We start from the raw sequence: 26,465 nt of genomic DNA, 5'->3' as shown, positions 1-26,465 counted from the left end.
ATTACTCAGTACTAATCGAAATATCATGATCACTGTCTATCGCGGCGTGCACGGTATGCCAGGACAAAGTCGCGCATTTTACCCGTGCCGGAAACTCTTTAACACCACTAAGCACTTCCAGTTTGCCCAGCAGGTTTCGGTCAGTTTCTTCACCGGTCATGGATTTATGTACCTGCTCGTAAATGGCCTGAGCTTCGTCAATGGTTTTGCCTTTCAAAGCTTCAGTCATTAATGATGCAGAGGCCATGGAGATGGCACAGCCGCTGCCTTTGAAACTGACATCATCAATCTTATCGCCATCAAGCTTGAGATAAACCACCAGCTTATCGCCACACAACGGATTGTTGCCATGCGCAAGATGATTGGCTTTCTCAATCTCACGAAAATTACGTGGCCGTTTGTTGTGATCCATGATCACTTGCTGGTAAAGCTCTCTTAAATCACTCATCAGGCAAAAAGCTCCTGTGTCTTTTGTATGGCGTTAATTAATGCGTCGACTTCTTCTTCTGAGTTATAGAAGGCAAATGAAGCACGTGCAGTGGCCGGAATATCATAAAACTCCATTACCGGTTGAGCACAATGGTGCCCGGTGCGAATAGCAACTCCTTGTTGATCAAAAATAGTGCCTACATCGTGTGGATGAACGCCTTCGATCATGAAAGAAATTACTGCAGCTTTCTCGGCAGCGGTACCAATAATGTTGACACCAGGCAAAGACTCAATTTTTCGGGTCGCTATCTCCAGCAAGTGATGTTCCTGGGCGGCGATATTATCGATCCCCACCTGCCACATATAATCAATCGCTGCACCCAAACCGATAACACCGGAGATATTTGGTGTACCTGCTTCAAATTTGGCTGGCAGCTCGTTATAGATGGTTTTTTCAAAACTTACCGAAAGAATCATATCGCCACCACCTTGATAGGGTGGCATGGCGTTTAGCAGATCTTCACGTCCATACAACGCACCAATACCAGTGGGTGCAAACATCTTATGGCCGGAGAACACATAAAAATCACAATTCAGATCCTGAACATCGACTGTCATATGCGGCACAGCCTGTGCACCATCGATTAATACCGGAATATTTTTCGCGTGGGCTTTTTCAGTCATCGCTTTAACTGGATTGATGGTGCCCAGTGCATTGGAGACATGACCGATAGCCAGAATCTTCGTGCGTTCAGTCAGCATGGTATCAAATTGCGTTAAATCCAATTCACCTGTCTGAGTCATCGGAATCACTTTGAGTTTGGCACCAGTCTGTTCACATAGTATCTGCCACGGCACGATATTGGCGTGATGTTCCAAATGACTGATCAGTATTTCATCATTTGCTTGCAGCTTTGGTCTGACAAAGCTTTGCGCCACCAGATTAATCGCTTCGGTGGCTCCACGGGTAAAGATGATTTCTTTATCTGAGTTGGCATTTACAAATTGGCGAACTTTGCCACGGGCTGCTTCATATAAATCGGTAGCACGTTGACTTAACTTATGTACACCACGATGAATATTGGCATTATCGTGCAGATAATAATGACTGACGGCATCAATGACCTGACGTGGTTTCTGGCTGGTGGCGGCATTATCCAGATACACCAATGGATAGCCATTAATCTCCTGATGCAGAATCGGAAAGTCCACACGGATAGTATTAATGTTCAAATTACTCATGCACAACACCTTTAGGTAAACGTTTTTCAATTACCTGGGTAATAGATTGTTTGAGTTCCTGATTGGTAATGCGTTCAATCACGTCAACCGCAAAGGCAAAAGTCAGCAAGCTACGAGCACTAACTTCATCGAGACCACGGCTACGCAGGAAAAACAATTGATCTTCATTGATTTGACCTACTGCACTACCATGTCCACATTTGACATCATCGGCATAGATTTCCATTTCCGGTTTGGTATCAATTTCACAACCACGAGACAACAGTAAATTGCGGTTGCTTTGATTGGCATCGGTTTTCTGGGCATCTTTATGAACGATTACTTTGCCGTTAAACACCGCATGGCTTTGTTCATCCAATACACCTTTGTAAACTTCTTCACTGGTGGTATTTGGGACGCTGTGATCAATGCGAGTGTGATTATCTACATGCTGTTCTCCGGTCACCAGATACAGACCGTTCATCGTCACATGGGATTGCTCTCCCAATAATTGGCTGTGTACATCGTTTCTGGCGAGTTTTGCACCTAGAGAAATATTGGTGTTATGCCATTTACTGTCAGTAGCCTGTGAGGCAGCCATAGTGGCAACATGATAATGCCCCAGTGATTCACGCTGTAATTTGTAATGAAATAATTCTGCATTTTCAGCCAGACTTATTTCAGTTACTACATCGGTCAAACCATTGGCTTTATCATTGCCAGCATAGGTTTCAATAAAGGTTGCCTGACTGTCTTTTCCAAGCACAATGACATGACGCAGATGCATTGCGTAATATTGCGTATGGCCGCTGTTTACCACGATTAATTCAATCGGTTTATCAATCTTTGTATTTTCAGTTACCTCTATGAAAACACCCTCATTCATCAACATGGTGTTCATCGCATTAAAGCCTGGCTTTTCCATGCTGATTTGTTGATTGAGAAATTCGCTGGCGCGCTCAATTGATTGAGATAATGGCGTTACGGTAAGCCCATCAGGCAGTCTGTCAATGGATGATGCAGTCAAATCCACACGACCATCGACAATCACCAGACGATAGGCATCTTCAACCAGCTTCAGCTCATGAATATCAGCATATCCTGGTTGGGATACCTGATGAACAAACTGTTCCTGACCAAACTGCCACAGGCTGGTGTATTTCCAGTCTTCTTCTTTTCTGCCGGGTAAGCCCATTCGTGCAAACTGATGCTGAGCTTGTTCACGCAGGGTTTTCCAACGTGCGTTGTCAGCCACCATAATGTCACGGCTGTTAGCAACAGCAGAAAAATCGGTATGAATGTCTGTTAATACTTTCATGCAGGCTGCCCTTCCGGCTCTGGTGCATCATGCACCCAGCTATAGCCGGATTTTTCCAGTTCTTTTGCCAATTCTTTATCACCCGATTTTACGATGCGACCTTCAGACAACACATGCACAAAATCGGGAACGATATAATCAAGTAACCGCTGATAATGGGTAATCATCACAAATGAACGCTCAGGACTACGCAAGGCATTAACCCCCTCAGAAACGGTTTTCAGGGCGTCAATATCCAGACCTGAATCGGTTTCATCCATAATTGCCAGTTGCGGCTCCAGTAAGGCCATTTGCAGGATTTCATTACGTTTTTTCTCACCGCCGGAGAAACCTTCATTTACACTGCGGTGTAAAAACTGTTCGTCCATTTTGACCAACGCCATTTTGCTGCGGACCAGCGTCAGGAAATCGATGGCATCAAGCTCTTCCAGACCCTGATGTTTACGAATGGCATTTAATGCGGCTTTAAGCAGATAGATATTACTGACGCCGGGGATTTCTACCGGATACTGAAAAGCCAGAAACACGCCGCGTCTGGCACGCTCTTCAGGTTCCAGTTCCAGCAGGTTTTGACCTTTATATATGACTTCACCCTGGGTGATTTCATAGCCTTCACGACCTGTTAATACATTTGACAAGGTGCTTTTACCGGCACCATTTGGTCCCATGATGGCATGAACTTCGCCAGCATTGACCGTCAGATTGATACCACGCAGAATTTCTTTGCCCTCAATTGATGCGTGTAAATTTTTTATTTCCAACATTTTCATAATTATTCTCTATTCATTTTTTATAGGTTAAGCGGCCTGACCCGCCCAACATGTAGTTATGTAAGTGAACGCTGTTTAACCAACCGAGCCTTCCAACGACAAGCCCAGCAGGTTCTGAGCTTCAACCGCAAATTCCATCGGCAGCTCACGAATAACCTGTTTACAGAAACCGTTGACAATCATTGATACAGAATCTTCCACATCAAGGCCACGCTGCTTGCAATAAAACAGCTGATCTTCACTGATTTTTGAAGTAGAGGCTTCGTGCTCAACCTGAGCACTCGGATTTTTCACTTCAATATACGGAAAAGTATGCGCAGCACATTTATCGCCCATCAGTAACGAATCACACTCTGTGTAGTTACGCGCATTCTCGGCATTGGGTCCAATCCGAACCAGACCGCGGTATGCATTGGATGATCTACCAGCCGAAATACCTTTGGAGATAATGGTCGAGCTGGTGTTTTTACCCAGATGGATCATCTTGGTTCCGGTATCAGCCTGCTGCATATTATTGGTAACAGCCACTGAGTAAAATTCACCTACAGAATTATCCCCCTGCAAAATCACACTTGGATATTTCCAGGTAATGGCTGAGCCAGTTTCAACCTGAGTCCAGGAGACTTTTGAACTTTCACCACGGCAGGCTGCACGTTTTGTTACAAAGTTATAAATACCACCTTTGCCGTTTTCATCACCGGGATACCAGTTCTGCACAGTGGAATATTTAATTTCTGCACGATCCAGTGCCACCAGTTCTACTACCGCCGCATGCAGCTGGTTTTCATCACGCATAGGCGCTGTACAACCTTCCAGGTAACTCACATAGGAGTCATCATCAGCAATGATTAACGTCCGTTCAAACTGTCCGGTATTAGCCGCATTGATACGGAAATAAGTGGAGAGTTCCATCGGACAACGCACCCCTTTCGGGATATAGACAAAAGAACCATCGGTAAATACAGCACAGTTCAATGCAGCGTAATAGTTATCTTTATAGGGAACAACACTACCCAGATATTTTTTGACCAGTTCAGGATGCTCATGAATGGCTTCTGAGATTGGCATAAACAGGATGCCCTGCTCGGCCAGTTTATCTTTAAAGGTATTAGAGACTGAAACGCTATCAAACACCGCGTCAACAGCAACCCCTGCCAAACGCGCCCGTTCGTCTAAGGGCACACCCAGCTTTTCATAGGTACGCAATAATTCCGGATCAACTTCATCGAGGCTTTTTGGTCCATCAGTTTTTTTCTTGGGAGCTGAATAATAACTGACTGACTGATAGTCGATTTCAGGATAATGGACGTGTGCCCATTCCGGCGTTTCCATCGTTAACCAATGGCGGAAGGCTTTCAGGCGCCATTCAAGCATGAACTCCGGCTCACCTTTAATAAGGGAGATCTGACGAACTACATCTTCATTCAAACCCGGTGGCAAACTGTCTGATTCAATATCAGTATAAAAGCCAGCTTTGTATTCTTTCTGGGTAATTGCTTCTAGTTGTTGTGTTTGATCATTCATGTTGATCACCATCCTGTAAGGTAACTGTTCTTGCCCTGTAATTGGGCGGGTAAAATTGAACTGTTCGCGGCGCTGAAACTGTTGGCGCCAGCATATCGGCTAACTTGACCTCATCCAGCGCGTGAAATACGGCATTATTGATTTGGTTCCAGTTTGTCTGCACGGTGCAATGCGTTTCCTGATCACAATGCGTAACAGTACTTACACATTCCGTTAAAGCTATAGGACCTTCAATTGCGGTAATAATCTGCGCGACGGAAATACTGGCGGGATCTCCACTTAATGTATATCCACCCTGCGCGCCACGTTCTGAAGTCAGTAGTCCTCCGGCTGACAACACTTTTAAAATTTTTCGCACCGTCGGCAATGGCATATGCACGGCATCAGATAGCATGTGGGCACTATGCTGTTTGCTTCGGTGCTCGGCTATGTAACTCATCAGCACAATGCCGTAATCAGTCAATTTACTCATGCGTAACATTTGACGCCCTCCTAATTGATACCATTATAGTATCATTTGAACGAATAACCAAGTGTATTACTCGGCTATTCAATCTGAAAGCTGTGAAAAAATATGAGACAATCGCATGGCGAACTTCGCGGCTGATAAGATCTCTAACCCACGCAAGCTAAATTATTTTATTTAAAATTTGAGAGTCATAAGACATGAAACTGAAATATCTCGCTTTCCTTCCCGTTTTATTTGGAGCTAATGTAATGGCAGAAAACGCCACCCTCGATACCGAACAACAAAAACTCAGCTATATCTTCGGCATACAAGTCGGTCAACAAATGATGATGGAAGGTGTAGAGCTTGAAATGGATGCATTCAGTGCAGGTGTTGCCGACATGATGGCTGGCCGTCAACCACAGATGGATCAGGCAACTGCGCAGGAAATCATTGGTAAATACCAGCAGAAAAAATCACAAGAACTGGCTGCAATGATGAACAAAAAACAAGCCGAGTCTAAAGCCTATATGGCAGAAAACGCTAAAAAAGACGGTGTAGTCACAACCGATAGTGGCCTGCAATATGAAATTCTTGAAGAAGGTGATGGCGCAACACCAAAAGCAACTGATAAAGTCATCGCCCATTACGAAGGTACTTTGATTGATGGTACTGTGTTTGACAGCTCTATTCAGCGTGGTGAACCAGCAACCTTCCCAGTGAATGGCGTTATTCAAGGCTGGCAGGAAGTCTTGCAGATGATGAAAGAAGGCGGAAAATGGCGCGTGGTCATCCCAGGCAATCTGGCTTATGGTCCACAAGGTGCCGGTGAAATGATTGGCCCCAATGAAACTTTGATTTTTGATATCGAGCTGATTGCGATCACGCAGTGATAATCATTTAAAATCGACTAAAGCCGCCTCCTGGCGGCTTTTTTTATGCTTGCAATAATTGTTTGAAATAGACCCAATCAAAATAGGGCCCGGGATCGGTTTTACGTCCAGGAGCGATATGCTCATGACCGGTAATTCGTTCTTTCGATAATAATGGATAGGCTGCAAACAGAGCTTTGCTCACATTTGCTAGTTGTTGATATTGATCTTCGGTGAATGCTGTTTCATCATCGCCTTCCATTTCAATACCGATTGTAAAGTCATTACAACGTTCACGCCCTTCCCAGCAGGATACCCCTGCATGCCATGCACGTTTTTGAAATGGCACAAACTGCTGCATCAATCCATCTCGTCTTATCAACAAATGCGATGAAACTTTTAGATGCGCGATTTCTGCAAAATAAGGATGTGCATTCGGGTCAAGCTGGTTTAGAAAAAGATCGGCAATCCAGCCTCCGCCGAACTGTCCAGGCGGTAAACTGATATTGTGAATAATGATGCCGCTGATATCGCTCTCATCAGGACGGTCATCATAATTTGGTGAGGGTAAAATCTCCGCCGCATCCAGCCATCCACTTTGCTTGTCGATAATCACTCATCTCTCCAACATAGGTTTCTGAATAGATTATCAGAGCTTTAACAGTTACCCTATCGTCTGTTTAAATTGAACCCCTAACACTATGACGATTCAGAATTTCATTCCAGCAAATTTTATTACTTCACAAGTCAAACTCTCCCTACTTGAGGATATTGGACAACAAGATCTCACCGCAGATCTTATTCCAAAAAATGCGATAGCCAAAGCCAGACTAATTAGTCGTCAGGATGCTGTTCTATGTGGGCAAGACTGGTTTAATGAAGTCTTCAAGCAGCTGGATCCAAGTATTCAAATCCACTGGTTCTTCAACGATGCCGATTTGCTGCGGGAAAATGCGGTGGTATGTGAACTCTCCGGTAATGCCCGGGCATTATTGAGTGGCGAACGTACCGCTATGAATTTTTTGCAGACGTTTTCCGGCACCGCTACCCATACCAAACTTTATGCTGACATCATCAAAGACTTGCCGGTTAAACTGCTGGATACCCGCAAAACCCTTCCAGGATTAAGGCTTGGCCAGAAATATGCGGTACGTTGTGGTGGCGGAGTTAATCATCGCTTTGGGCTGTATGACGCCATATTGATTAAGGAAAATCATATTCTTGCTGCGGGCTCAATTGCAGCAGCGGTAGCTCAGGCCAAAGCTTTGCATCCAAATGTGTCAATTGAAGTTGAAGTCGAGTCTATGGATGAATTACATCAGGTACTCAATACTGCTGTGGATATTGTTTTGCTGGATAATTTTTCACTGGAGATGCTTCGCGAGGCTGTTGTGATTGCTCAGGGTAAAGTAGCTCTTGAGGCTTCTGGTGGTATTAATAAAGAGACGCTACGAAGTATTGCTGAGACAGGTGTTGATAGAATTTCTGTGGGGCAATTAACCAAAGATTTGCAGGCTGTCGACTTATCGATGCGATTTATTGATTTATAAAAAAGAAAGGCCGCATGAAGCGGCCTTTCTTTTAGCTTAACGATTTGATTACAGAGTAATTTTAAAACCAATCCATCCGGCTCTCGGTGCACCTGCACCAACAAAGCGGGGATCTTCATAATCCAGACCAGGCGCTTCATCAGGTTCGCCGTACAAACCAAAGTTCTCGTATTCACTATCAAACAAATTGTCGACTTTGGCAAAGAACTGAACATTTTTATTCAGCTTATAACGACCATGGAGATTAACCAATCCATAACCACTGATTTTCTTATCTTCATTTGCCTCATCGCCACGGTAATATTGGCTGGAGTGATATGAAGCTGTCGCACCAAGAGATAATTTCGGTGTAAAGGCATAATCAACACCGATCTTGATATTGTGTTCAGGAATACTTGGCAGACGGTCGCCTTTACTTACGCTGAATAAATTGCCATTACGGGAATAATCAAAATTATCTTCGAAGGTCGCCCGAACATAACTGTAATTACTAAACCAGGCCAGTTGTTGATATTGGCCATTCAGTCCAACTTCCAGCCCTGCACGTGCTGTTTTGTCAATATTTCTGAAGTTACCCAGACCTAAACGCCCACTAACTTCTTCAGAAACTTCTTCATCTTCTGAGAAGAAGAACAAATCATCCGTTAGCTGAGTGTAATAAATGTTGCTATACCAATTAAACATTTCTTGCTGTCCACGCAAACCTGCCTCAACTGTTTTAGCAACTACATCATCCAGAGGAGGATCTGCTAAAAAAGCATTAGGGTAAGCACAAGGTGACTCTGGTTCGGCACAAGTCAGTTCAGATGCAGTGGGAGCACGATTAGATTCGCTATAGTTCCCATACACAGTCAAGTTATCCTGTAACGCGTAAGTTAAACCAACTGTAGGGTTAAAGCGTTTGAATACATGTTTATTACCAGACTCATTAAGATCCTGTTCACCACCTTCGCTGGTCCCAGAAATATCAATCTGAATCCAGTTATAACGTCCACCCACAGTTAAATCGAGACGTTCAGTTAATGAATGTGTGTTAGTGAAAAACAAACTGAATGTGTCTGTTTCAATATCACCATCAACTACTGTTTCATCAATAATGAAGCCCGTTCCATCTGTTCCACGCGAATCAGTAAATTCTGCTATTTCAGATTGGGATGAATATTTAACATCTGAAGTATCGTAGGAAGCACCAACAATCAATTGATTTTCCCGATCGAACAAATCATTCAAAAAGGTTGACTGTAAAGCAAAACCATAACTATCTTGTTCAGTTTTACTAGTGTTATTCAGGGCTACATCATCACCATCTGCAAAGCCGAGCGAATCTGTACTAATGATTTCGTCATCACCATCAAATACACCTTCAACACCATCCTCGTCTTCGCCGATTTGCCCACCAATTACACTTAACTCAGAACCATCACCATTAAACGTGCTGCGATCACTTCGACGATAATAGGTGTTAGCAGACAGCATGACATTGTCATTCACCCAATGTGATCCATTCAAAGTGAACATACGCAACTCATTTTGCGTATTATCTGGATGGGTGAAAACAGCTTCCCGATCGTCAGCAACTAACTCAATTGGAGAAGCACCGTTACCATTCAAATCACTATCAACAGCGGTAATACCAAAATCCAGACTACTGGTTTCATTACGATAGCTTAAGTTGGAAAAGAACTGTTCAACTCTGGAAGGTGAAAAATCACGCCAACCATCTTCTTTGGTAATGGAACCGGTCACAAAATAACCAAAATTGCCGTCATTGCCCCCCGTTTCAATAGTGCCCGAATCACGACCAAATGAACCGGTGTAAGCTTCCAGACTATGACCAGGATGGGTAAAACCGTTTTTCGTTTGAATCGATAAAGCGCCACCCAGAGTATTCAGACCAAATAATGGATTCGAACCTGACATCATATTCATGCTGGCAATTGCCGATTTAGGCAATAATTCAAAGTTCACCGCATCGCCGAAAGGTTCGTTGATACGAACACCATCCTGATAAACCGATATTCCTTGAGAATTACCGACAAGTGGAGAAGCGGTGAAACCACGGAATTTCAAATCAGGTTGGAAAGGATTATTTTGAGCGGCATTCAGACTCACACTATCCATTGTCTGATTCATAAAATCAGAAATATCCAAGCTTTGGTTACGCTCAATATCTTCGTCAGTTGCAGTTTGAACATGACTTGGAATTTTATCTGCCTCCAGTCCTACCCCATGTAATGGTGTGAGACTGATAACTTCGATATTTTCAAGTTGAAGATCCGGTTCTGCAGCTAAGCTGAGTCCCGGAGTTAATGCACTAGCTAGCAACGCAGGCAGGAGGCCGCGTCGGAATGGAATCGCCATCTTAATCTCCCAGATTTAATATTTGTATTAATTTTTTTATATCGCTTTCTATGAAGCTTAGGGCGATGCTAGCATGACGTTTCGCACATAGAATTAGGAAAAATTCCTAAAACAATAAGGGAAGATTAATCTGTTGATTTTATTAAGAAAACCAGGATAGTTTATTATGCAATTGTACAACTTCACCAATAATCAGTAGCGTTGGTGCGACAGGTTGTTGTTTTTTTGCCAATTCAGGAAGCTCGGCAATAGTACTTGTCCAAACCTTTTGATTATCTGTTGTGCCTTGCTGAACCAGTGCCGCAGGCATATCGGCTTTCATGCCGTGCTGTTGTAGCTTCTGACTAAGAATATCAAGCCCTGCGAGGCCCATATAAACAACCACTGTCTGGCGAGGCTGCACTAAGGCCTGCCAATTCAAATCCAGCTCACCTTCTTTTAACTGGCCTGTTACAAACACACAACTTTGTGAATAATCACGATGTGTTAAAGGAATACCGGAGTAGCAAGCGACACCCGAAGCAGCTGTAATTCCTGGTACGACCTGAAAAGGAATTTTCTGTTCAGCCAGTGTGGCAATTTCCTCACCACCACGACCAAAAATAAACGGATCCCCACCTTTCAAACGTAAAACACGTTTGCCAGCCTGAGCGTGTTCCAGTAATAGCAGATTTATTTCATCCTGACGCTTGCTGTGCCATGCTCGCTGTTTTCCGACATAAATCATTTCAGCTTCTTTACGTACTAATGCCAGCACTTCCTTGCTCACCAGACGATCGTAAAAAACCACATCGGCCTGCTGCATCAATCGTAAGGCTTTAAAGGTTAGTAAATCGGGATCACCGGGGCCGGCTCCCACCAGATAGACTTCTCCTTGTTGCAAAGCATTATCAGCGGTTTCATCAATCAGGGTTTCGAGGGTTTTGCTGGCCAGTTCATCACGTCCCGCCAATACATGATCGGCGACTGGGCCTTGTAAAACAGACTCCCAGAAACGACGACGCTGTTTAATATGGCCGAACTTTGCCTTCACCCGATCACGATATTCCCCCACCAGTAAACCCAGTTTACTGTAAGCCGGTGGAATCAGTGTTTCCAGTCGTGCGCGTAATTGTCTGGCAAGAATAGGTGACTGACCACCACTGGATATTGCCACCACAATCGGCGATCGATCCAGAACCGAAGGCAGAATAAAGTCACACATCTCGGGCTGGTCAGCCACATTGGTGAGAATATTTCTGGCTTTGGCTTCCTGATAGACCTCAAGATTAACTTTTTCATCATTGGTCGCTGCGATCACCAGCGTTTGCTGATTCAGGTAGTTTGAATCAAATCTATCATTGACCCAACGCAACCTGCCCTTGTAATCAGGCTCTTCCAGCAATTGGCGCGACATCTCTGCAATCTCGGGGGCAACAATGGTTACTGATGCCTGAGCTTTCAACAATAGTGCTGCTTTACGAGCTGCAATTTCGCCCCCCCCAACCACCAGACACTGGCGTTGTTTTAAATCTATAAATATTGGTAAATAATCCATCTAACTTCTATTGTGTTAAGGGTAATTCCACGGCCTGCAAAATATAACCATCGGATAAATTTTGAACAATCGCCACCAGTTTCAGTTTGTCCTGCTGCCATTCAGGTGACAATTTCACTTGATGTTCAATAAAGGTTTCACCAGAATCATCAAGCTCAAATGGACCCAACCATCGACGAACCAGGTTTTGATGATTAAAGGTCTGTCCGGCATTATCTCCACCAAGGACAAGACTGCTGACATCATCCTCCGTAATAGCAAGGTACAGTTTGCTGTGTTGACGATTTTCCTTACCCGTTACCAGGCTTCGGCTATCAATCTTCAACTGATCATTAATCAGGTTAGCCCTTAAACGAATCTGTGCTTGAGCATCAAATTCATTGAGAAAACTAACTGCTTCAGCGAAATTCGCCCGCCAATTTGGCAGGGACTCGCCACTTAATACAAATTCCGGAGTGTAAATCGTCTGATATCGGTTCAGTCGGGCCAATAGTTTCTGGCGTTCAGAAAATACCGGTTTGGCAAATGCATCCACCCAGCCTTTCTTATCATTCAGATAATCCACATGAAAGCCCAAAACAATATAATCAAGCTCTGCCCGCTGCTGTTGATATAACCAGCGTTCCGCAGGTGGACAAAGGCCACAGCCTTCTGAAGTAAATAATTCCAGTACCGCGGTATGTTTATTACCACTCGACGCCTGCCACCGATCTACTGCCTGAACAGAGAATGGCAGGCATAATAAAAACAGCAATAACACCTTAATCATGGAGAGATTCATATCAGCCTCCTTCAGAGATCACTGAATCCTATTCACTAGGACTCGGTGACACTGCGGAAATTTTCTGCGACATGTCCTGAATTTCAGCCAGTTCTCGCAAAACAGCCGTTGCATAACTGCCCGGCCCCAATTCAAACTCTAACAGTAAACTGGTTTCATTGATAAATTGCCATTTAAGATTCTGTGGAAACAATCTCAGCGCACGACGTTCCTGCGATAAACCCAGTTTCACCAGCTGCTGCTGCCAATCCTGCCAGTCTTTTAATACACTCTGTTCCAGAGCCAGCGTATCATTCTTACTGATTGCTTCCCCCTTACCCCAGAGTGGTCCGGTCGGGTGGATGTCCATTTCGTTAATTCGCTTTTTAAGTACTTCATCTTTGGTTTCAGCGACAAAATAACTGGCTCTGGTACCAGCCAGCAACATTACGTCACCTGCCAATAGTTGATTCCAGTTGCCTTGACGGATTCTTTCGGCCAGCACCAGATTGAACAACCAGGAACGCGCTGCTGAAATAATAATACTGCGTTGATTACGCTTTTTCGGCTCGGTCCCTTCTGTGAACCATTGATCTGCTTTTTTCAGGTTATTACCGTGATGACCGAAACGTTGTTCGGCAAAATAATTAGGTACGCCCTGCTTCGCAATTAATTGCAGATTCTGCTCCCAGATATTCATGTCACCGACAATGTCGGTTAATCGCAAACGAAAACGGTTTCCGGCAAGTGCCCCACGTTTTAATTTTTTGCTGTGACGAACCGCTTTAAGAATTTTGATTTGTTCATTTTCAAATGCCAGCCAATCCGGTTCTGGCAACCCCTGTAAATTTACACTGAACCATTGTGAAGTAACTGCATGACGATCTTTAAGCCCGGCGTAACCTACTGCAACGGGTGATACACCGGCAAAACGGGCAATTTCCTGGGCCAGCCAGTCGGTGTTGGTATCGGTTTTGTGCACATACAGCCAGACATGCGACCCTTCGCCCTCCGGCGAAAATGGCAGATGCTCCTCCACTTCAAAATAAACGGCTTTCTCACGTAACTTGGCACCACAACTTGACGCAGTGGCAGAATGGTGTGGCAGGGAAAAATAATCAAAATGTTTCAAACAGATACAGCCTTTTGGATAAGCGCCACAGCATGAGCCGCTATGCCCTCCTGGCGGCCGACAAAGCCCAGCTTTTCGGTTGTGGTCGCTTTGATATTAATCGCTGAGGACTCAATATGCAGGTCAGTGGCCAGCAATTCTCGCATTTGCGGGATATACGGCGCTAATTTAGGGACTTGTGCTACCACTGTAGAATCGACATTGCTGACCTGCCAGCCTGCCGCTTTCAAATCGTCATAAACACGACGCAACAGTACCCGACTATCAATTCCCGCGAAGGCCATATCATCATCTGGAAAATGGTGGCCGATATCCCACCAGCCTGCAGCGCCGAGCAAAGCATCACATATTGCATGAATCAACACATCCCCATCGGAGTGAGCCTCCAGTCCATGCGTATGAGGGATATTTACGCCACCTATAATTAACGAACAGTTCTCAGCAAACCGATGTACATCATAACCGTGACCGATTCTCACGCAGCTTCTCCATTATTCTGTTGTTGTAAAAAGAGCGCTGCTAATGCCAGATCCTGTGGCAGAGTAATTTTGATATTGTCAGCATGGCCGGCTACCATTTTGGGTACTAAGCCCATAAACTCCATTGCACTGGCCTCATCTGTAACATTGATATTACATTGTTTCGCTTGAGTTAATGCCTCAGCCAAACCTCTCAAACGGAACATCTGAGGAGTGGATGCTCGCCATAATCCAGTTCGATCTACTGTTGCTTCAATGGTGTTATCTGTATTCACACGCTTGATCGTCTCACTTAGCGGCACACCTAAAATACCGCCCACCGGATCATCGCTTAATTGCTGCAACATGGAATCAATATCACTGTGCCGAATGCAGGGTCGTGCTGCATCATGAACCAGGACCCAGGGATCCTGCCGGGTAAGATTTTTTAAAAATTCCAACGCATTGCTCACTGAATCTGCCCGATGCTCACCCCCCAGTGTTGTATGGATGGGCCATTGTGATGGCAGATTCAATGAAGGCCAGTAGGGATCATTGGCTGAAAGCGCGACAACGACCCCTTCAATTGCAGGATGACTGATAAGCCGTTGCAGACTATGAACAATTACTGGTTGATTATTCAGTAGTAGATACTGCTTAGGGCGATCGGCCTGCATTCTGCTGCCGATCCCTGCAGCAGGCACCACCGCCCAGACTTTATTGTTCATCATCATCTGGAAGTTCGATTATGTGAAAAAAGGTCTCTTCTGGCTTAACCATACCCAGTTCACTGCGAGCACGCTCTTCCAACGCATCCAAACCGCTTTTAAGATCAGCAACTTCTGCCGCCAGTACCTGATTACGCTCTTCAAGTTTTGCATTATCAATACGCTGTTTTTCAACTGTGTGATGAAGTCTTAACAAAGCTGGTAAGCCATCATGACTCAACCACAATCTGTATTGCAGCATGACAAAAATTAACGTCAGCACAATCAGTACTGTTTTCATACGTCAAACTTCACTGACAGGCGAAAGCCCGCAACCCCGGATAAATTGCTGCAGCGCCCAGTTCAGCTTCAATACGCAGCAACTGATTATATTTTGCTACCCGGTCTGAACGCGACATTGAGCCAGTCTTGATTTGACCACATTGGGTGCCCACCGCCAAATCAGCAATAAACGTATCTTCAGTCTCGCCACTGCGATGGGATGCAATTGATTTATAGCCTGCTTCAGCGGCCATATTCATTGCATGAAGTGTTTCACTCAACGTGCCAATTTGATTCAGCTTAATCAAGATCGCATTGGCCACCTTGGCTTCAATGCCCTTCTGCAGAATCGCACTGTTGGTAACAAATAAATCATCACCCACCAATTGAATACGATCCCCTAAACGATCGGTCAGCAACTTCCATCCCTGCCAGTCATTTTCATCCATGCCATCCTCAATGCTGATGATTGGATACTTGTTGCACCAGTTTTCCAGCAAATCGGTTAATTCAGCCGCAGTGAGACTACGCTGTTCGGATTCCAGACGATACATACCGTCTTTATAAAACTCGGAACTGGCGACATCCAGCGCGATCATGACATCACGGCCCGGCTCATAGCCGGCCTGTTTGATGGCTTGCATAATCAGTTCCATAGCGGCTTCATTTGACGCCAGATCGGGGGCAAATCCACCTTCATCACCCACAGCGGTATTAAGACCCTGGGCTAATAAAACTGCTTTTAACTGATGAAATACTTCTGCTCCGGCACGAATGGCTTCTTTGAAGCTTTTGGCACCGACTGGCACAATCATGAATTCCTGAAAATCAACACTATTATCAGCGTGTGATCCACCATTGATAATGTTCATCATCGGTACCGGCAAGGTCACCGCCTTATCTCCACCAAGATAGCGATATAAAGGCAAACCCTGTTCATCCGCACCTGCTACTGCCGCCGCCATGGAAACCGCCAGAATTGCGTTGGCGCCAAGACGTTGTTTATTATCAGTACCATCACAGGCAATGAGTTTTTCATCTAGGCTGGATTGATCGAGACAATCCATTCCAACAACAGCCGCACGTAACTCAGTATTGATTGCTTCAACAGCTTTGGTTACGCCTTTGCCCAGATAACGTGACTTATCGCCATCACGTAACTCAATCGCTTCACGTTCGCCAGTTGAAGCACCTGAAGGTACAGCTGCTCTTCCCATAGCACCACTGGCAAGAATAACGTCAGCTTCGACCGTAGGATTACCACGAGAATCAATGATCTCACGGCCACGAACATCTATAATTTTACTCATAATTGTCTCCATCTATAGTTGAAGTTGCCAGACAATAACCCTGTTCTGGCATGCCACCTGTTACAGGTAGGCGTCTTCAATAAAGTCTTGTTGTTTAACTGTTTTATCGATAGCAATCAGCGTTTCCAGTAAAGCCTGCATTTTATGCAGTGGCCAGGAATTCGGTCCATCACTGAGGGCTTTTTCAGGATCCGGATGCGTTTCCATGAACAAGCCAGCAATGCCAGCCGCTACTGCAGAACGTGCCAGTACAGGTACAAACTGTCTCTGGCCACCGCTTTTGCCACCCTGACCACCAGGTTGCTGCACTGAGTGGGTGGCATCGAATACTACCGGGCAATCCATATGACGCATGGTCGGTAAACCACGCATATCTGAAATCAATGTGTTATAACCAAATGAAGTACCACGTTCACATAACATGATCTGCTGGTTACCCGTTGATTTGGCTTTATCCGCGACATGCTGCATATCCCATGGCGCCAGAAACTGGCCTTTTTTAATATTTACCGGTAATCCCTGGCTGGCAACATTAATAATAAAATTGGTCTGACGACACAAGAAAGCTGGGGTTTGCAATACATCGACCACACTGGCAACTTCTGCCAGCGGGGTGTCTTCATGAACGTCTGTCAGAATAGGCAGACCAAATTCTTTTTTAACCTTTTCCAGAATCGCCATACCCGCTTCAAGACCAGGACCGCGATAGGTATTAGTAGAGGTACGATTGGCTTTATCGAATGAGGATTTGTAGATAAAAGGGATACCCAGTTTGTCTGTCATCTCTTTTAACTTACCAGCCACATCCATAGTCATTTGTTCACTTTCGATAACACAGGTGCCGGCAATCAAAAACAACGGTTGTTTACCACCAACTTCATGACCACATAATTGCATTACTGCTGTCCTCGTTTTTTATGATTCGCCACCGCAGCATTGATAAAACCTTCAAATAATCGATGTCCGTGTCTTGGAGTGGAGGTGAACTCTGGATGGAACTGACAGGCCACAAACCAGGGATGGCCTGGAATCTCGACCATTTCTGCCAGCGAGTTATCTTTTGACATGCCAGAAAACAGTAATCCGGCATCTTCCAGTTTCTGTTTGTAATTATTGTTGAACTCATAACGATGACGATGACGCTCAACGATTTCATCAGCACCGTAAATCTGTTGTGCCAGAGATCCTGGTTTCAGTACACAGGGATAACCGCCCAAACGCATGGTGCCACCCAGATCTGAATCATGATCACGCTGTTCTACACTGCCATCCTCTTTCTGCCATTCTGTAATAAGACCTATCACAGGATCTGGCGTATTAGGTTCAAACTCAGTACTGAAAGCCTGTGTCAGGCCTGCTTTATGACGAGCATATTCGATGACGGCCACCTGCATCCCCAAACAAATTCCCAGATACGGGATATTGTTTTCGCGGGCAAACTGGGCGGTTGAAATCATACCTTCGACACCACGTTTTCCAAAGCCGCCAGGCACCAGAATGGCATCCATATCGGCAATACTGTTGGTGCCATTTTTCTCGATCATTTCAGAATCGACATAATGCACATTGACCTTGGTACGGGTATGAATACCAGCATGAACCAAGGCTTCGGAAAGGGATTTATAGGCTTCGGTCAACTCCATATATTTGCCGACCATGGCTATATTGACTTCACCCTGCGGGTTGGAGAGATTTTCATAAACCTGCTGCCACTGACTCAGATCGGCCGGTTTAGCATCAAGTCCCAGTTGTTTCACCACAATGTCATCAAGACCTTGTTTGTGTAACTCCATTGGTATCTTGTAAATGCTGTCTACATCAATACAGGTGATAACCGATTTTTCAGGCACATTGGTAAACAATGAAATCTTGCGGCGTTCGGATTCCGGTAGGGGACGATCCATACGACACAGCAAAACATCCGGTTGAATACCGATAGTGCGCAGTTCTTTTACGGAATGCTGAGTGGGTTTGGTTTTGATTTCACCGGCAGAAGCAATATAGGGCACCAATGTCAGATGAATAAACAAGGCACGATCACGGCCTAATTCAGTGGCCATCTGACGAATGGTTTCCAAAAACGGTAATGACTCAATATCGCCGACCGTTCCACCGATTTCCACCAGTGCAACATCGGCATCGCCAGCGCCTTCATAAACACAGCGTTTGATTTCATCGGTTATATGCGGAATGACCTGCACCGTATTGCCAAGATACTCTCCCCGGCGTTCTTTACGGATAACGTTTTCATAGATTTGGCCAGTCGTATGGTTATTGCGGCTGGTCATATTGGCATCAATAAATCGCTCGTAGTGACCTAAATCCAGATCGGTTTCAGCACCATCATCCGTTACAAACACCTCACCATGTTGCAGTGGGCTCATTGTTCCGGGATCAACGTTGATGTAGGGATCGAGTTTAATCATTGTGACCTTCAGGCCACGAGCTTCTAGAATCGCTGCCAGTGAAGCCGCCGCGATTCCCTTACCGAGAGACGACACAACACCACCAGTGACAAATATAAATTTAGTCATATTATGGAGAGTTTTTGCAATAGCGGTGCAGCCAGAATAGCCACACTCAAAAATATCGTCATAAAGTATCAGAATTGCCCGAGTCGCTCAATCAAAATATCCCCATCAAGTCTGTTCAATCACTGGTAACCAGCCAGTTTCGTCGGATAAGGGCTTGGCTTTTTCTGCACAGGCATACCCAACAATTGCGACTAATTGCTGATTGGCAAACAACAACGGAATTGAATCGCGTTGCCAAACCGGGATTTGCCATTCCTGGAACAACTTTTTTAATGATTGATGATGAGACTTGCCAGCTAGCTGGATTTTTTCTCCACCCTGACGAAACGTTAATGCTAAACCAGAGCGAAACAATTCGGCACGAATCCCTTCTCCCCTTGCAGCTTTCCAAACTAACTGATGCTCAGCATCCAACAATATGGGCTGTTGATCGTAAAGCAGATTCACGGATGAAGCCGGTAAAGGATGTTGTCTTAACCAACTGATATAAAGTGTGTTCTGATACCGTCTGGCAATGTATTGGCTCCAACTGACCTGAGGCTGCCCATCTGCTGCGGCTTGACAGACTTCCATTAAAATCCGTTGCAAATTTATGCTTGACGGCAGCACCATATTTAACTTTTTTATAAAAAATCGCAGCACATTGCGTTGCCTTGGCTCACTCAAAGCCTGCAATTTGGTAATGTTTAAACTGCCATCAATTGAATTAGCTTCAACAGAAATTAAATCTTGTTCCGCTATCTCATCCAACAGAATTTGGCTTTCCTGCAGGTTATTTGCTGAACGTGCCAGATTTCGGTTTAAGGCAGGCCAACGTTGTTGTAACAATGGCCAGATTTGATGACGTAGGAAGTTACGATTTATCTGGGTATTTTGATTACTGGGATCTTCAATCCACTGCAACTGATGTGTTGTTGCGTATTCAAATAACGCTTCTCTGGAAATAGTCAACAATGGCCGAACAATCTGCATTTTCTGCCATTGAGAAATTACTTTCATCGCTCCTAATCCACGAGTGCCAGCCCCTCGCAGTAATTGCAGCATCAAGGTTTCAGCCTGATCTTGCAAATGTTGTCCAGTTAGCAAAATGCCATCATCGTTAATCAGTTGATGAATAGCTTGATAACGCGCAGTCCGTGCGGCCGATTCAAGGCCTGACTGATTAATATCTGTAACCGTCACTTTCAAACAGTGAAAAGGCATTTCTAATGAAGCAGCAACCTGTCGACAGTGTTCAGTCCAACGGGCAGATTGAGATTGCAGCTGATGGTCGACATGCACGACCTGTATTTTTTGGGGAAACTGCTCACGATGTGTTGCCAGAAAATGCAGCAGCACATGGGAGTCCATACCACCGCTGTAGGCCACCCATAAAGTAGAAGATCCGCAATATTTGCGGATCTTCTGAATAACTAATTCTGTGTCAAAAGACACTTGTATAAACCAGGGCCTGTTTATCCTTCAAAGGCACCATAATTAAGCAAACGTTGTTGACGGCGTTTAACCAGTTCATCAACCGGCATCACCTGTAACTGTTTAATTTTAGTATTGATTGCTGTTTTCATATTTGCCATCAGTGCTTCAGGATCACGATGCGCACCACCCAGGGGTTCTTTGACAATTTCATCGATTAACCCCAGGGATTTCAGACGATCTGAAGTCACGCCAAGTGTTGCGGCAGCATCAGAAGCTTTTTCAGCGCTCTTCCAAAGAATGGAGGCACAGCCTTCCGGTGAAATAACCGAATAAATACTGTATTGCAGCATCATCAAATGGTCAGCAACACCGATTGCCAGCGCACCGCCTGAGCCACCCTCACCGATAACGGTGCTGATGATGGGGGTTTTTAATTTAGCCATTTCAAACAGATTCCGAGCAATGGCTTCACTCTGACCACGCTCTTCAGCACCGATACCGGGATATGCACCTGGCGTATCAATAAAGGTCAATACTGGCATACCAAAGCGTTCAGCCAGTTTCATCACCCGTAACGCTTTACGATAGCCTTCAGGGCGTGGCATACCGAAATTACGAGCCACTTTTTCTTTGGTATCACGACCTTTCTGATGACCAATAACAATCACCGGCTGGCCATTGAAACGGCCCATTCCGGTAATTAATGCCTGGTCATCGGCGTAGGCGCGATCACCATGCAATTCTTCGAAGTCAGTGATCAGATATTTGATGTAATCGAACGTATAAGGTCGCTGCGGATGGCGAGCCATTTGGGTGACTTGCCATGGCGTCAATCCGGAAAAAATCGAGCGCGTAAGCGATTCACTTTTTTCCTTAAGCTTCTGAATTTCTTCGGTGATATTCAGATCGCTGTCATTGCTCATGTAGCGAAGTTCGTCGATTTTAGCTTCCAGCTCGGCAATAGGCTGCTCGTAGTCAAGGAAATTCAACTGCATTACAAAATTACCTTCGAATCAAAATAGTTCGATTATACACGCACTAGGGCTTGTTGATCTTTCATATCTACCACTGCTGACGACTATGAAAGATCAGCAAACCCTATCGTTATGCTCAGCTGAGGATTAATTCGTCTTCTGCATCGCTGTCATCATGGGTTGCCCCCATACGGATTTCCAGACTGAGGTCATTACGTGAATCGGCATTACGCAATGCATCTTCCTGAGAAATCTTGCCTTGCCGATACAGTGTCAACAACGCCTGGTCAAAGGTAATCGTCCCCGGTTCACTACTTTCTTTCATCGCATCCTTGATCGCACCGATCTGACCTTTATTAATCAATTCAGCGATATATGGCGAGCTAAGCATGACCTCCACCGCCGGCACCAGATTGCCATCCTGCACCGAAGGTAATAAACGCTGCGAGATGATGGCACGCAAATTCAGTGACAGATCCATCAGGATCTGACGATGCATCATTTCCGGGAAAAAGTTAATGATCCGATCCAGCGCCTGATTTGCATTATTAGCGTGCAAGGTCGCTAAACACAGATGACCGGTTTCAGAGTAATTGATAGCGTGCTTCATGGTGTCCATGTCGCGGATCTCACCAATCAGAATGACATCGGGTGCTTCACGCAAGGCATTTTTTAATGCATTTTCGTAAGAAAGAGTATCAATACCGACTTCGCGCTGTTGCACAATTGATCGCTGATGGGAATGCACAAATTCCAGTGGATCTTCAATGGTCAGAATATGTGATCCGGAATTTCGATTTCGATGACCAATCATTGCGGCCAACGTAGTGGACTTACCACTGCCGGTGGCACCGACAACTAGAATCAAACCACGTTTTTCCATCACCACATTACCCAGTACCGGTGGCAAACTCATTTCTTCAAAATTTGGAATATGGGTACGAATATAGCGAATGACCATGGAGACTTCGCCACGCTGCCGGAAGATATTGACCCGGAACCGGCCAACGCCATGGACTGGAACGGCAAAATTCATTTCCAGATTTTGTTCAAATTCAGCTATCTGTTGCTGATCCATTAATGAATAGGCGAGCTCTTTGACTTCACCTGTCAGCATTTTTTTACTGCCAACGGGGCGTATCACCCCTTGAATTTTGACTTGCGGTTCGGTCGCAGTACAAAAAAACAAATCTGAGGCTTCCTTATCAGCCATCAGTTTCAGGTAAGGCATCATTTCCACGTCAGCAATCCTTAGAATAAACGTTTGAGTTGCATTAATCGTACACGATTGACATCAGCCAACAAAGCGGATTAAGTCGCTTAATAGCGCACCGTCACAGTTTCACTAATTGGTAAATCTGCCAGCTCTTTCAACAGGGTATCCGATGGAGTGATTTGCCAGTCATGCCCCAGTCGGATCAATACTTCAGCATCCTGATTAACATACTTGAGTTCCACTGGAATTACACCACCACAAAATGGTGACATCACAGCTTGCATCTGCGAAATCCATTGTGCATCCTCACCTTGCTGCTTCACCGTCAATTGGACTGACTTACCAAATAATTCACGGGCTTTCTGTAAATCATAAACTGACTCTGCCGTACCAGCGAGACCGCCACTGAAATTATCCTGGCCAATCTTGCCCTGAATCACCACCAATTTATCCGGTTGTATAACACTTTGATATTGCTCATAGACATCGCCAAAAACCCGCACTTCCAGGCGGGCTGTCTGATCATCCAGAGTAATAAACGCCATACGGCTGCCGTTTTTGGATTTCATCGTACGAATGGCCACAATCAAACCAGCAGTCAGTAATGGAATTTCATTACGTTGATAGCCTTTGGATTCAGGCGCATCCAGCTCACTGATTTTTTTTGGAATAAATTGGGCCAGCTCGGCAGCATAACGATCGATGGGGTGTCCGCTTAAATATAACCCCAGTGTTTCTTTCTCAGCACGTAATAACTGCTCTTCCTGCCATTCAGGCACATCTTCCAGCAAATCAGTTTGCGGTTGATCGGCATGAGATGGTTCAGCCAGGCCAAACAAATCATTCTGCCCACTGGCGGCATCACGCCGATGCTGCTCTGCAATCTGCATCGCCCGGCTGAGGCTGGATTCAAGACTGGCTCGATGTCCGCCAAGTGAATCAAATGCACCCGCTTTAACTAAAGATTCCATCACTCGGCGGTTGATTTTTTTCAGCTCAACCCGACGACAGAAATCAAATAATGAGGTAAATGCTTCGCCCTGCTCGCGTTCTGAAACAATACCTGCCAGTGCCGATTCACCTACCCCTTTGATGGCGCCCATGCCGTAACGGATAGTGGTTTCATTTTCTACGGTAAACTGGATTTTGCTGAAATTAACATCAGGCGGTAATACCGTCAGATTCATATCCCGGCATTCATCAATCAGGCCGACAACTTTATCCGTGTTGTCCATATCCGCTGATAATACTGCCGCCATAAACGCTGCTGGATAATGGGCTTTCAGCCAGGCCGTTTGATAGGCAACCAATGCATAAGCAGCTGAATGCGATTTGTTAAAACCGTACTCAGCAAACTTTTCCATCAAATCGAAAATCGGTCCTGCAGTGTTTTCCTCAATGCCACGATTTTTAGCACCTTCCAGGAAAATCTGTCGTTGCTTGGCCATTTCTTCGGGCTTTTTCTTACCCATCGCCCGGCGCAGCATATCGGCTTCCCCCAGACTATAACCGGCCAGAACCTGGGCGATTTGCATAACCTGTTCCTGATAAACGATTACCCCATAGGTAGGTTTCAGAACGGGTTCGAGATCGGGATGCGGATAATCGACTTTGGCCCGGCCATGTTTACGATTAACAAAGTCATCGACCATGCCCGATTGCAACGGCCCGGGTCGGAACAATGCCACCAAAGCGATAATATCTTCAAAATTATCCGGCTGCAGTCGCTTGATAAGCTCTTTCATACCGCGCGATTCCAACTGGAATACCGCAGTGGTTTCACACCGTTTTAATAAGTCGTAACTGGGTTTGTCATCCAGCGGCAGCAAGGTGATATCAATCTTGTCCGCCTCGTCAGCTGACAACATCGCTTTTACATTTTTAACCGCCCAGTCAATAACAGTCAGGGTTTTCAGGCCCAGAAAGTCAAATTTAACCAGACCGACACTTTCAACGTCGTCTTTATCATATTGCGACACCAGACCAGCGCCATTCTGTTCACAATATAACGGTGTGTAATCAGTCAGTTTTTTCGGTGCGATGACCACACCACCGGCATGTTTACCGACGTTTCGGGTCAGACCTTCCAGCTGCAATGCCAAATCAATCAGCGTGCGAACGTCTTCTTCCTTGTCGTAACGTTCTTTAAGCTGAGGCTCTTGTTCCAGCGCCTTGCTCAGAGTCATTTTCAGTTCAAACGGCACCAGCTTGGCCAGTTGATCGACCATGCCATAAGGATGACCCAAAACACGGCCGACATCGCGCAATACCGCTTTGGCGGCCATGGTGCCGAAAGTAATGATCTGCGAGACATGATCCCGACCATAATGCCGGGACACATAATCGATAACGCGATCCCGGCCATCCATACAAAAGTCGACGTCAAAGTCAGGCAGTGATACACGCTCCGGATTCAAAAACCGTTCAAACAGCAGATCGTATTGCAGCGGATCTATATCGGTAATTTTTAAAGCATAGGCCACCAGAGAGCCTGCACCGGAACCCCGTCCCGGTCCTACCGGAACCCCGTTATTCTTGGCCCAGCGAATAAAGTCGGCAACGATTAGAAAGTAACCTGGAAAGCCCATTTCATTGATAACGTCGAGTTCAATCTGCAGCCGTGATTCATATTCAGGGCGCTTTTGTTCACGCTCTGCCTCATCCGGAAACAACACCGGTAATCTTTCAGCAAGCCCCTCAAATGATTCCTTGGAGAAGAATTCCGCCAGTGTCATGCCATCAGGTACCGGGAAATCCGGCAGATAATGTTCGCCCAGTGTTAATTCAACATTACAGCGTTTGGCGATTTCGACCGTGTTGGTGATGGCTTCCGGAATATCGGCAAACAAACGCACCATTTCTTCCGGACTACGCAGATATTGCTGTTCGGAGTACATTCTTGGGCGACGCGGATCATCAAGCAACCGGCCTTCATTAATACAGACCTTGGCTTCATGGGCTTCAAACTGATCCGGAGTTAAAAAGCGCACATCGTTGGTCGCCACCACCGGCAAGTCGAGCTCACTGGCCAGTTGCAACGCCTGTTGAATATAACGTTCTTCATCATCGCGGCCAGTTCGCACCAGCTCCAGATAAAAGCGATCTGGAAACAACTGCATCCAATGTCTGGCCAATTGTTCAGCTTCTGTTTGTCGACCGCCCAACAAGTCACGGCCTAACAACCCTTCACGCCCGCCACTTAAACAAATCAACCCGTCAGTTTGTCCATCAAGCCATTCAGGTTCCAGCATTGGCACACCTAAATGCTGTCCTTCTGTATAGGCTCTTGAAATCAATCGTGACAAGTTGTGATAGCCCTCCATCGTGCTGCACAGCAACACCATACGCAGGCTTTTTTTGCTGTCACTGCTGTCCCGCAGCCGGATATCGGCACCAAGAATAGGTTTGACCCCGGCTTGCATTGCAGCGCTGTAAAGTTTTACGGCGGCAAACAGGTTATGTTGATCGGTAATGGCAATTGCAGGCATGCCAGAGGCAGCCGCTGCCTTGACCAGCGGTTTGATACGGACCAGTCCGTCAACCAGAGAATAATCAGTGTGTAAATGCAGGTTTACGAATTGCGAGGTCATTAGACAGTTTTTTAATTCAAAGCAAAATGATAACACTGCCGACTGGCGGTGTAGGG

The 26,465-nt window shown here is 45.4% G+C and carries 23 protein-coding genes; 2 read left to right on the top strand and 21 right to left on the bottom strand.

All coding sequences use genetic code 11. From position 1 onward, the window contains the following. Position 1: 1 nt before the first annotated feature. The 6 genes from sufU to B3S93_RS12550 form a co-directional block, all read right to left on the bottom strand. The gene (sufU, locus tag B3S93_RS12575) at positions 2–448 is read right to left on the bottom strand and encodes a Fe-S cluster assembly sulfur transfer protein SufU (RefSeq protein WP_292355884.1); all 447 of its coding nucleotides are present in this window, start codon (positions 446–448) and stop codon (positions 2–4) included. Further along, positions 448–1,671, bottom strand: a complete 1,224-nt coding sequence (locus B3S93_RS12570; RefSeq protein WP_292403316.1) for a cysteine desulfurase — start codon at positions 1,669–1,671, stop codon at positions 448–450. The genes sufU and B3S93_RS12570 overlap by 1 nt, the downstream gene beginning before the upstream one ends. Continuing rightward, a complete protein-coding gene (gene sufD / locus B3S93_RS12565; RefSeq protein ID WP_292403313.1) occupies positions 1,664–2,968 on the bottom strand; it encodes a Fe-S cluster assembly protein SufD in 1,305 nt (434 codons plus the stop codon). Before sufD ends, B3S93_RS12570 begins: the two co-directional genes overlap by 8 nt. Further along, on the bottom strand, positions 2,965–3,732 hold the full coding sequence (gene sufC / locus B3S93_RS12560) for a Fe-S cluster assembly ATPase SufC (protein WP_292355889.1): 768 nt from the start codon (positions 3,730–3,732) through the stop codon (positions 2,965–2,967). Before sufC ends, sufD begins: the two co-directional genes overlap by 4 nt. Positions 3,733–3,813: 81 nt before the next feature. Beyond that, positions 3,814–5,262: a Fe-S cluster assembly protein SufB gene (sufB, locus tag B3S93_RS12555; RefSeq protein ID WP_292355891.1), complete on the bottom strand. Its 1,449-nt coding sequence runs from the start codon at positions 5,260–5,262 to the stop codon at positions 3,814–3,816. After that, positions 5,255–5,743: an SUF system Fe-S cluster assembly regulator gene (locus B3S93_RS12550; RefSeq protein ID WP_292355893.1), complete on the bottom strand. Its 489-nt coding sequence runs from the start codon at positions 5,741–5,743 to the stop codon at positions 5,255–5,257. Before B3S93_RS12550 ends, sufB begins: the two co-directional genes overlap by 8 nt. A 236-nt stretch (positions 5,744–5,979) precedes the next feature. Between B3S93_RS12550 and B3S93_RS12545 the strand changes: the two genes are divergently transcribed. Then, the gene (locus tag B3S93_RS12545; protein WP_292355895.1) at positions 5,980–6,603 is read left to right on the top strand and encodes an FKBP-type peptidyl-prolyl cis-trans isomerase; all 624 of its coding nucleotides are present in this window, start codon (positions 5,980–5,982) and stop codon (positions 6,601–6,603) included. 43 nt (positions 6,604–6,646) lie between these two features. Here the strand turns inward: B3S93_RS12545 and ampD are convergent, their stop codons facing one another. Then, positions 6,647–7,198, bottom strand: a complete 552-nt coding sequence (gene ampD / locus B3S93_RS12540; protein WP_292403311.1) for a 1,6-anhydro-N-acetylmuramyl-L-alanine amidase AmpD — start codon at positions 7,196–7,198, stop codon at positions 6,647–6,649. A gap of 85 nt (positions 7,199–7,283) precedes the next feature. Between ampD and nadC the strand changes: the two genes are divergently transcribed. Then, on the top strand, positions 7,284–8,132 hold the full coding sequence (gene nadC / locus B3S93_RS12535) for a carboxylating nicotinate-nucleotide diphosphorylase (RefSeq protein ID WP_292403308.1): 849 nt from the start codon (positions 7,284–7,286) through the stop codon (positions 8,130–8,132). 48 nt (positions 8,133–8,180) lie between these two features. Here nadC and B3S93_RS12530 read toward each other — a convergent pair whose 3' ends face one another. From B3S93_RS12530 to dnaE, 14 genes are all read right to left on the bottom strand, one after another. Further along, complete coding sequence (locus B3S93_RS12530) at positions 8,181–10,493, bottom strand: TonB-dependent receptor (protein WP_292403305.1); 2,313 nt, start codon at positions 10,491–10,493, stop codon at positions 8,181–8,183. A gap of 142 nt (positions 10,494–10,635) precedes the next feature. After that, positions 10,636–12,030 carry a siroheme synthase CysG gene (cysG, locus tag B3S93_RS12525; protein WP_292403302.1) on the bottom strand — a complete coding sequence of 465 codons (1,395 nt, stop codon included), beginning with the start codon at positions 12,028–12,030 and terminating at the stop codon, positions 10,636–10,638. 7 nt (positions 12,031–12,037) lie between these two features. After that, entirely contained in the window at positions 12,038–12,811 is a 774-nt protein-coding gene (locus B3S93_RS12520) for a DUF1223 domain-containing protein (RefSeq protein ID WP_292403300.1), read from the bottom strand. Positions 12,812–12,839: 28 nt separating this feature from the next. Beyond that, the gene (gene truD, locus B3S93_RS12515) at positions 12,840–13,922 is read right to left on the bottom strand and encodes a tRNA pseudouridine(13) synthase TruD (RefSeq protein WP_292403297.1); all 1,083 of its coding nucleotides are present in this window, start codon (positions 13,920–13,922) and stop codon (positions 12,840–12,842) included. After that, positions 13,919–14,401 carry a 2-C-methyl-D-erythritol 2,4-cyclodiphosphate synthase gene (gene ispF, locus B3S93_RS12510; protein WP_292403294.1) on the bottom strand — a complete coding sequence of 161 codons (483 nt, stop codon included), beginning with the start codon at positions 14,399–14,401 and terminating at the stop codon, positions 13,919–13,921. Before ispF ends, truD begins: the two co-directional genes overlap by 4 nt. Next, complete coding sequence (ispD, locus tag B3S93_RS12505; RefSeq protein ID WP_349677843.1) at positions 14,398–15,114, bottom strand: 2-C-methyl-D-erythritol 4-phosphate cytidylyltransferase; 717 nt, start codon at positions 15,112–15,114, stop codon at positions 14,398–14,400. The genes ispF and ispD overlap by 4 nt, the downstream gene beginning before the upstream one ends. After that, positions 15,098–15,388: a cell division protein FtsB gene (gene ftsB, locus B3S93_RS12500; RefSeq protein WP_292355913.1), complete on the bottom strand. Its 291-nt coding sequence runs from the start codon at positions 15,386–15,388 to the stop codon at positions 15,098–15,100. The genes ispD and ftsB overlap by 17 nt, the downstream gene beginning before the upstream one ends. A gap of 10 nt (positions 15,389–15,398) precedes the next feature. Continuing rightward, positions 15,399–16,679 (bottom strand): phosphopyruvate hydratase, encoded by a 1,281-nt coding sequence (gene eno / locus B3S93_RS12495; RefSeq protein WP_292403291.1) that lies wholly within the window; start codon positions 16,677–16,679, stop codon positions 15,399–15,401. Positions 16,680–16,739: 60 nt separating this feature from the next. Further along, a complete protein-coding gene (kdsA, locus tag B3S93_RS12490) occupies positions 16,740–17,576 on the bottom strand; it encodes a 3-deoxy-8-phosphooctulonate synthase (protein ID WP_292403289.1) in 837 nt (278 codons plus the stop codon). Further along, positions 17,576–19,213, bottom strand: a complete 1,638-nt coding sequence (locus B3S93_RS12485) for a CTP synthase (protein WP_292355918.1) — start codon at positions 19,211–19,213, stop codon at positions 17,576–17,578. Before B3S93_RS12485 ends, kdsA begins: the two co-directional genes overlap by 1 nt. Before the next feature lie 105 nt (positions 19,214–19,318). Beyond that, positions 19,319–20,647: a tRNA lysidine(34) synthetase TilS gene (gene tilS / locus B3S93_RS12480; RefSeq protein ID WP_292403287.1), complete on the bottom strand. Its 1,329-nt coding sequence runs from the start codon at positions 20,645–20,647 to the stop codon at positions 19,319–19,321. A 20-nt stretch (positions 20,648–20,667) separates the two neighbouring features. Next, positions 20,668–21,624, bottom strand: a complete 957-nt coding sequence (locus B3S93_RS12475; protein WP_292403284.1) for an acetyl-CoA carboxylase carboxyltransferase subunit alpha — start codon at positions 21,622–21,624, stop codon at positions 20,668–20,670. Between the two features lie 115 nt (positions 21,625–21,739). Continuing rightward, positions 21,740–22,837 (bottom strand): PilT/PilU family type 4a pilus ATPase, encoded by a 1,098-nt coding sequence (locus tag B3S93_RS12470; protein WP_292403515.1) that lies wholly within the window; start codon positions 22,835–22,837, stop codon positions 21,740–21,742. 86 nt (positions 22,838–22,923) lie between these two features. After that, on the bottom strand, positions 22,924–26,409 hold the full coding sequence (gene dnaE, locus B3S93_RS12465) for a DNA polymerase III subunit alpha (protein WP_292403282.1): 3,486 nt from the start codon (positions 26,407–26,409) through the stop codon (positions 22,924–22,926). Between the last annotated feature and the right edge of the window lie 56 nt (positions 26,410–26,465).

This window comes from Methylophaga sp. UBA3613 (assembly GCF_002375415.1).
GTDB lineage: Bacteria > Pseudomonadota > Gammaproteobacteria > Nitrosococcales > Methylophagaceae > Methylophaga.
The sequence above is the reverse complement of the archived record's forward strand: the minus strand, read 5'-3'. Positions and strand labels throughout refer to the sequence as shown.

What these genes read in the sequence shown, in the direction of transcription:
- sufU (WP_292355884.1), bottom strand. Translation starts at nt 448, where the DNA reads ATGAGTGATTTAAGAGAGCTTTACCAGCAAGTGATCATGGATCACAAC.
- B3S93_RS12570 (WP_292403316.1), bottom strand. Translation starts at nt 1,671, where the DNA reads ATGAGTAATTTGAACATTAATACTATCCGTGTGGACTTTCCGATTCTG.
- sufD (WP_292403313.1), bottom strand. Translation starts at nt 2,968, where the DNA reads ATGAAAGTATTAACAGACATTCATACCGATTTTTCTGCTGTTGCTAAC.
- sufC (WP_292355889.1), bottom strand. Translation starts at nt 3,732, where the DNA reads ATGTTGGAAATAAAAAATTTACACGCATCAATTGAGGGCAAAGAAATT.
- sufB (WP_292355891.1), bottom strand. Translation starts at nt 5,262, where the DNA reads ATGAATGATCAAACACAACAACTAGAAGCAATTACCCAGAAAGAATAC.
- B3S93_RS12550 (WP_292355893.1), bottom strand. Translation starts at nt 5,743, where the DNA reads ATGTTACGCATGAGTAAATTGACTGATTACGGCATTGTGCTGATGAGT.
- B3S93_RS12545 (WP_292355895.1), top strand. Translation starts at nt 5,980, where the DNA reads ATGGCAGAAAACGCCACCCTCGATACCGAACAACAAAAACTCAGCTAT.
- nadC (WP_292403308.1), top strand. Translation starts at nt 7,284, where the DNA reads ATGACGATTCAGAATTTCATTCCAGCAAATTTTATTACTTCACAAGTC.
- B3S93_RS12530 (WP_292403305.1), bottom strand. Translation starts at nt 10,493, where the DNA reads ATGGCGATTCCATTCCGACGCGGCCTCCTGCCTGCGTTGCTAGCTAGT.
- cysG (WP_292403302.1), bottom strand. Translation starts at nt 12,030, where the DNA reads ATGGATTATTTACCAATATTTATAGATTTAAAACAACGCCAGTGTCTG.
- B3S93_RS12520 (WP_292403300.1), bottom strand. Translation starts at nt 12,811, where the DNA reads ATGAATCTCTCCATGATTAAGGTGTTATTGCTGTTTTTATTATGCCTG.
- ispD (WP_349677843.1), bottom strand. Translation starts at nt 15,114, where the DNA reads ATGATGATGAACAATAAAGTCTGGGCGGTGGTGCCTGCTGCAGGGATC.
- ftsB (WP_292355913.1), bottom strand. Translation starts at nt 15,388, where the DNA reads ATGAAAACAGTACTGATTGTGCTGACGTTAATTTTTGTCATGCTGCAA.
- eno (WP_292403291.1), bottom strand. Translation starts at nt 16,679, where the DNA reads ATGAGTAAAATTATAGATGTTCGTGGCCGTGAGATCATTGATTCTCGT.
- kdsA (WP_292403289.1), bottom strand. Translation starts at nt 17,576, where the DNA reads ATGCAATTATGTGGTCATGAAGTTGGTGGTAAACAACCGTTGTTTTTG.
- B3S93_RS12485 (WP_292355918.1), bottom strand. Translation starts at nt 19,213, where the DNA reads ATGACTAAATTTATATTTGTCACTGGTGGTGTTGTGTCGTCTCTCGGT.
- B3S93_RS12475 (WP_292403284.1), bottom strand. Translation starts at nt 21,624, where the DNA reads ATGCAGTTGAATTTCCTTGACTACGAGCAGCCTATTGCCGAGCTGGAA.
- B3S93_RS12470 (WP_292403515.1), bottom strand. Translation starts at nt 22,837, where the DNA reads ATGATGCCTTACCTGAAACTGATGGCTGATAAGGAAGCCTCAGATTTG.
- dnaE (WP_292403282.1), bottom strand. Translation starts at nt 26,409, where the DNA reads ATGACCTCGCAATTCGTAAACCTGCATTTACACACTGATTATTCTCTG.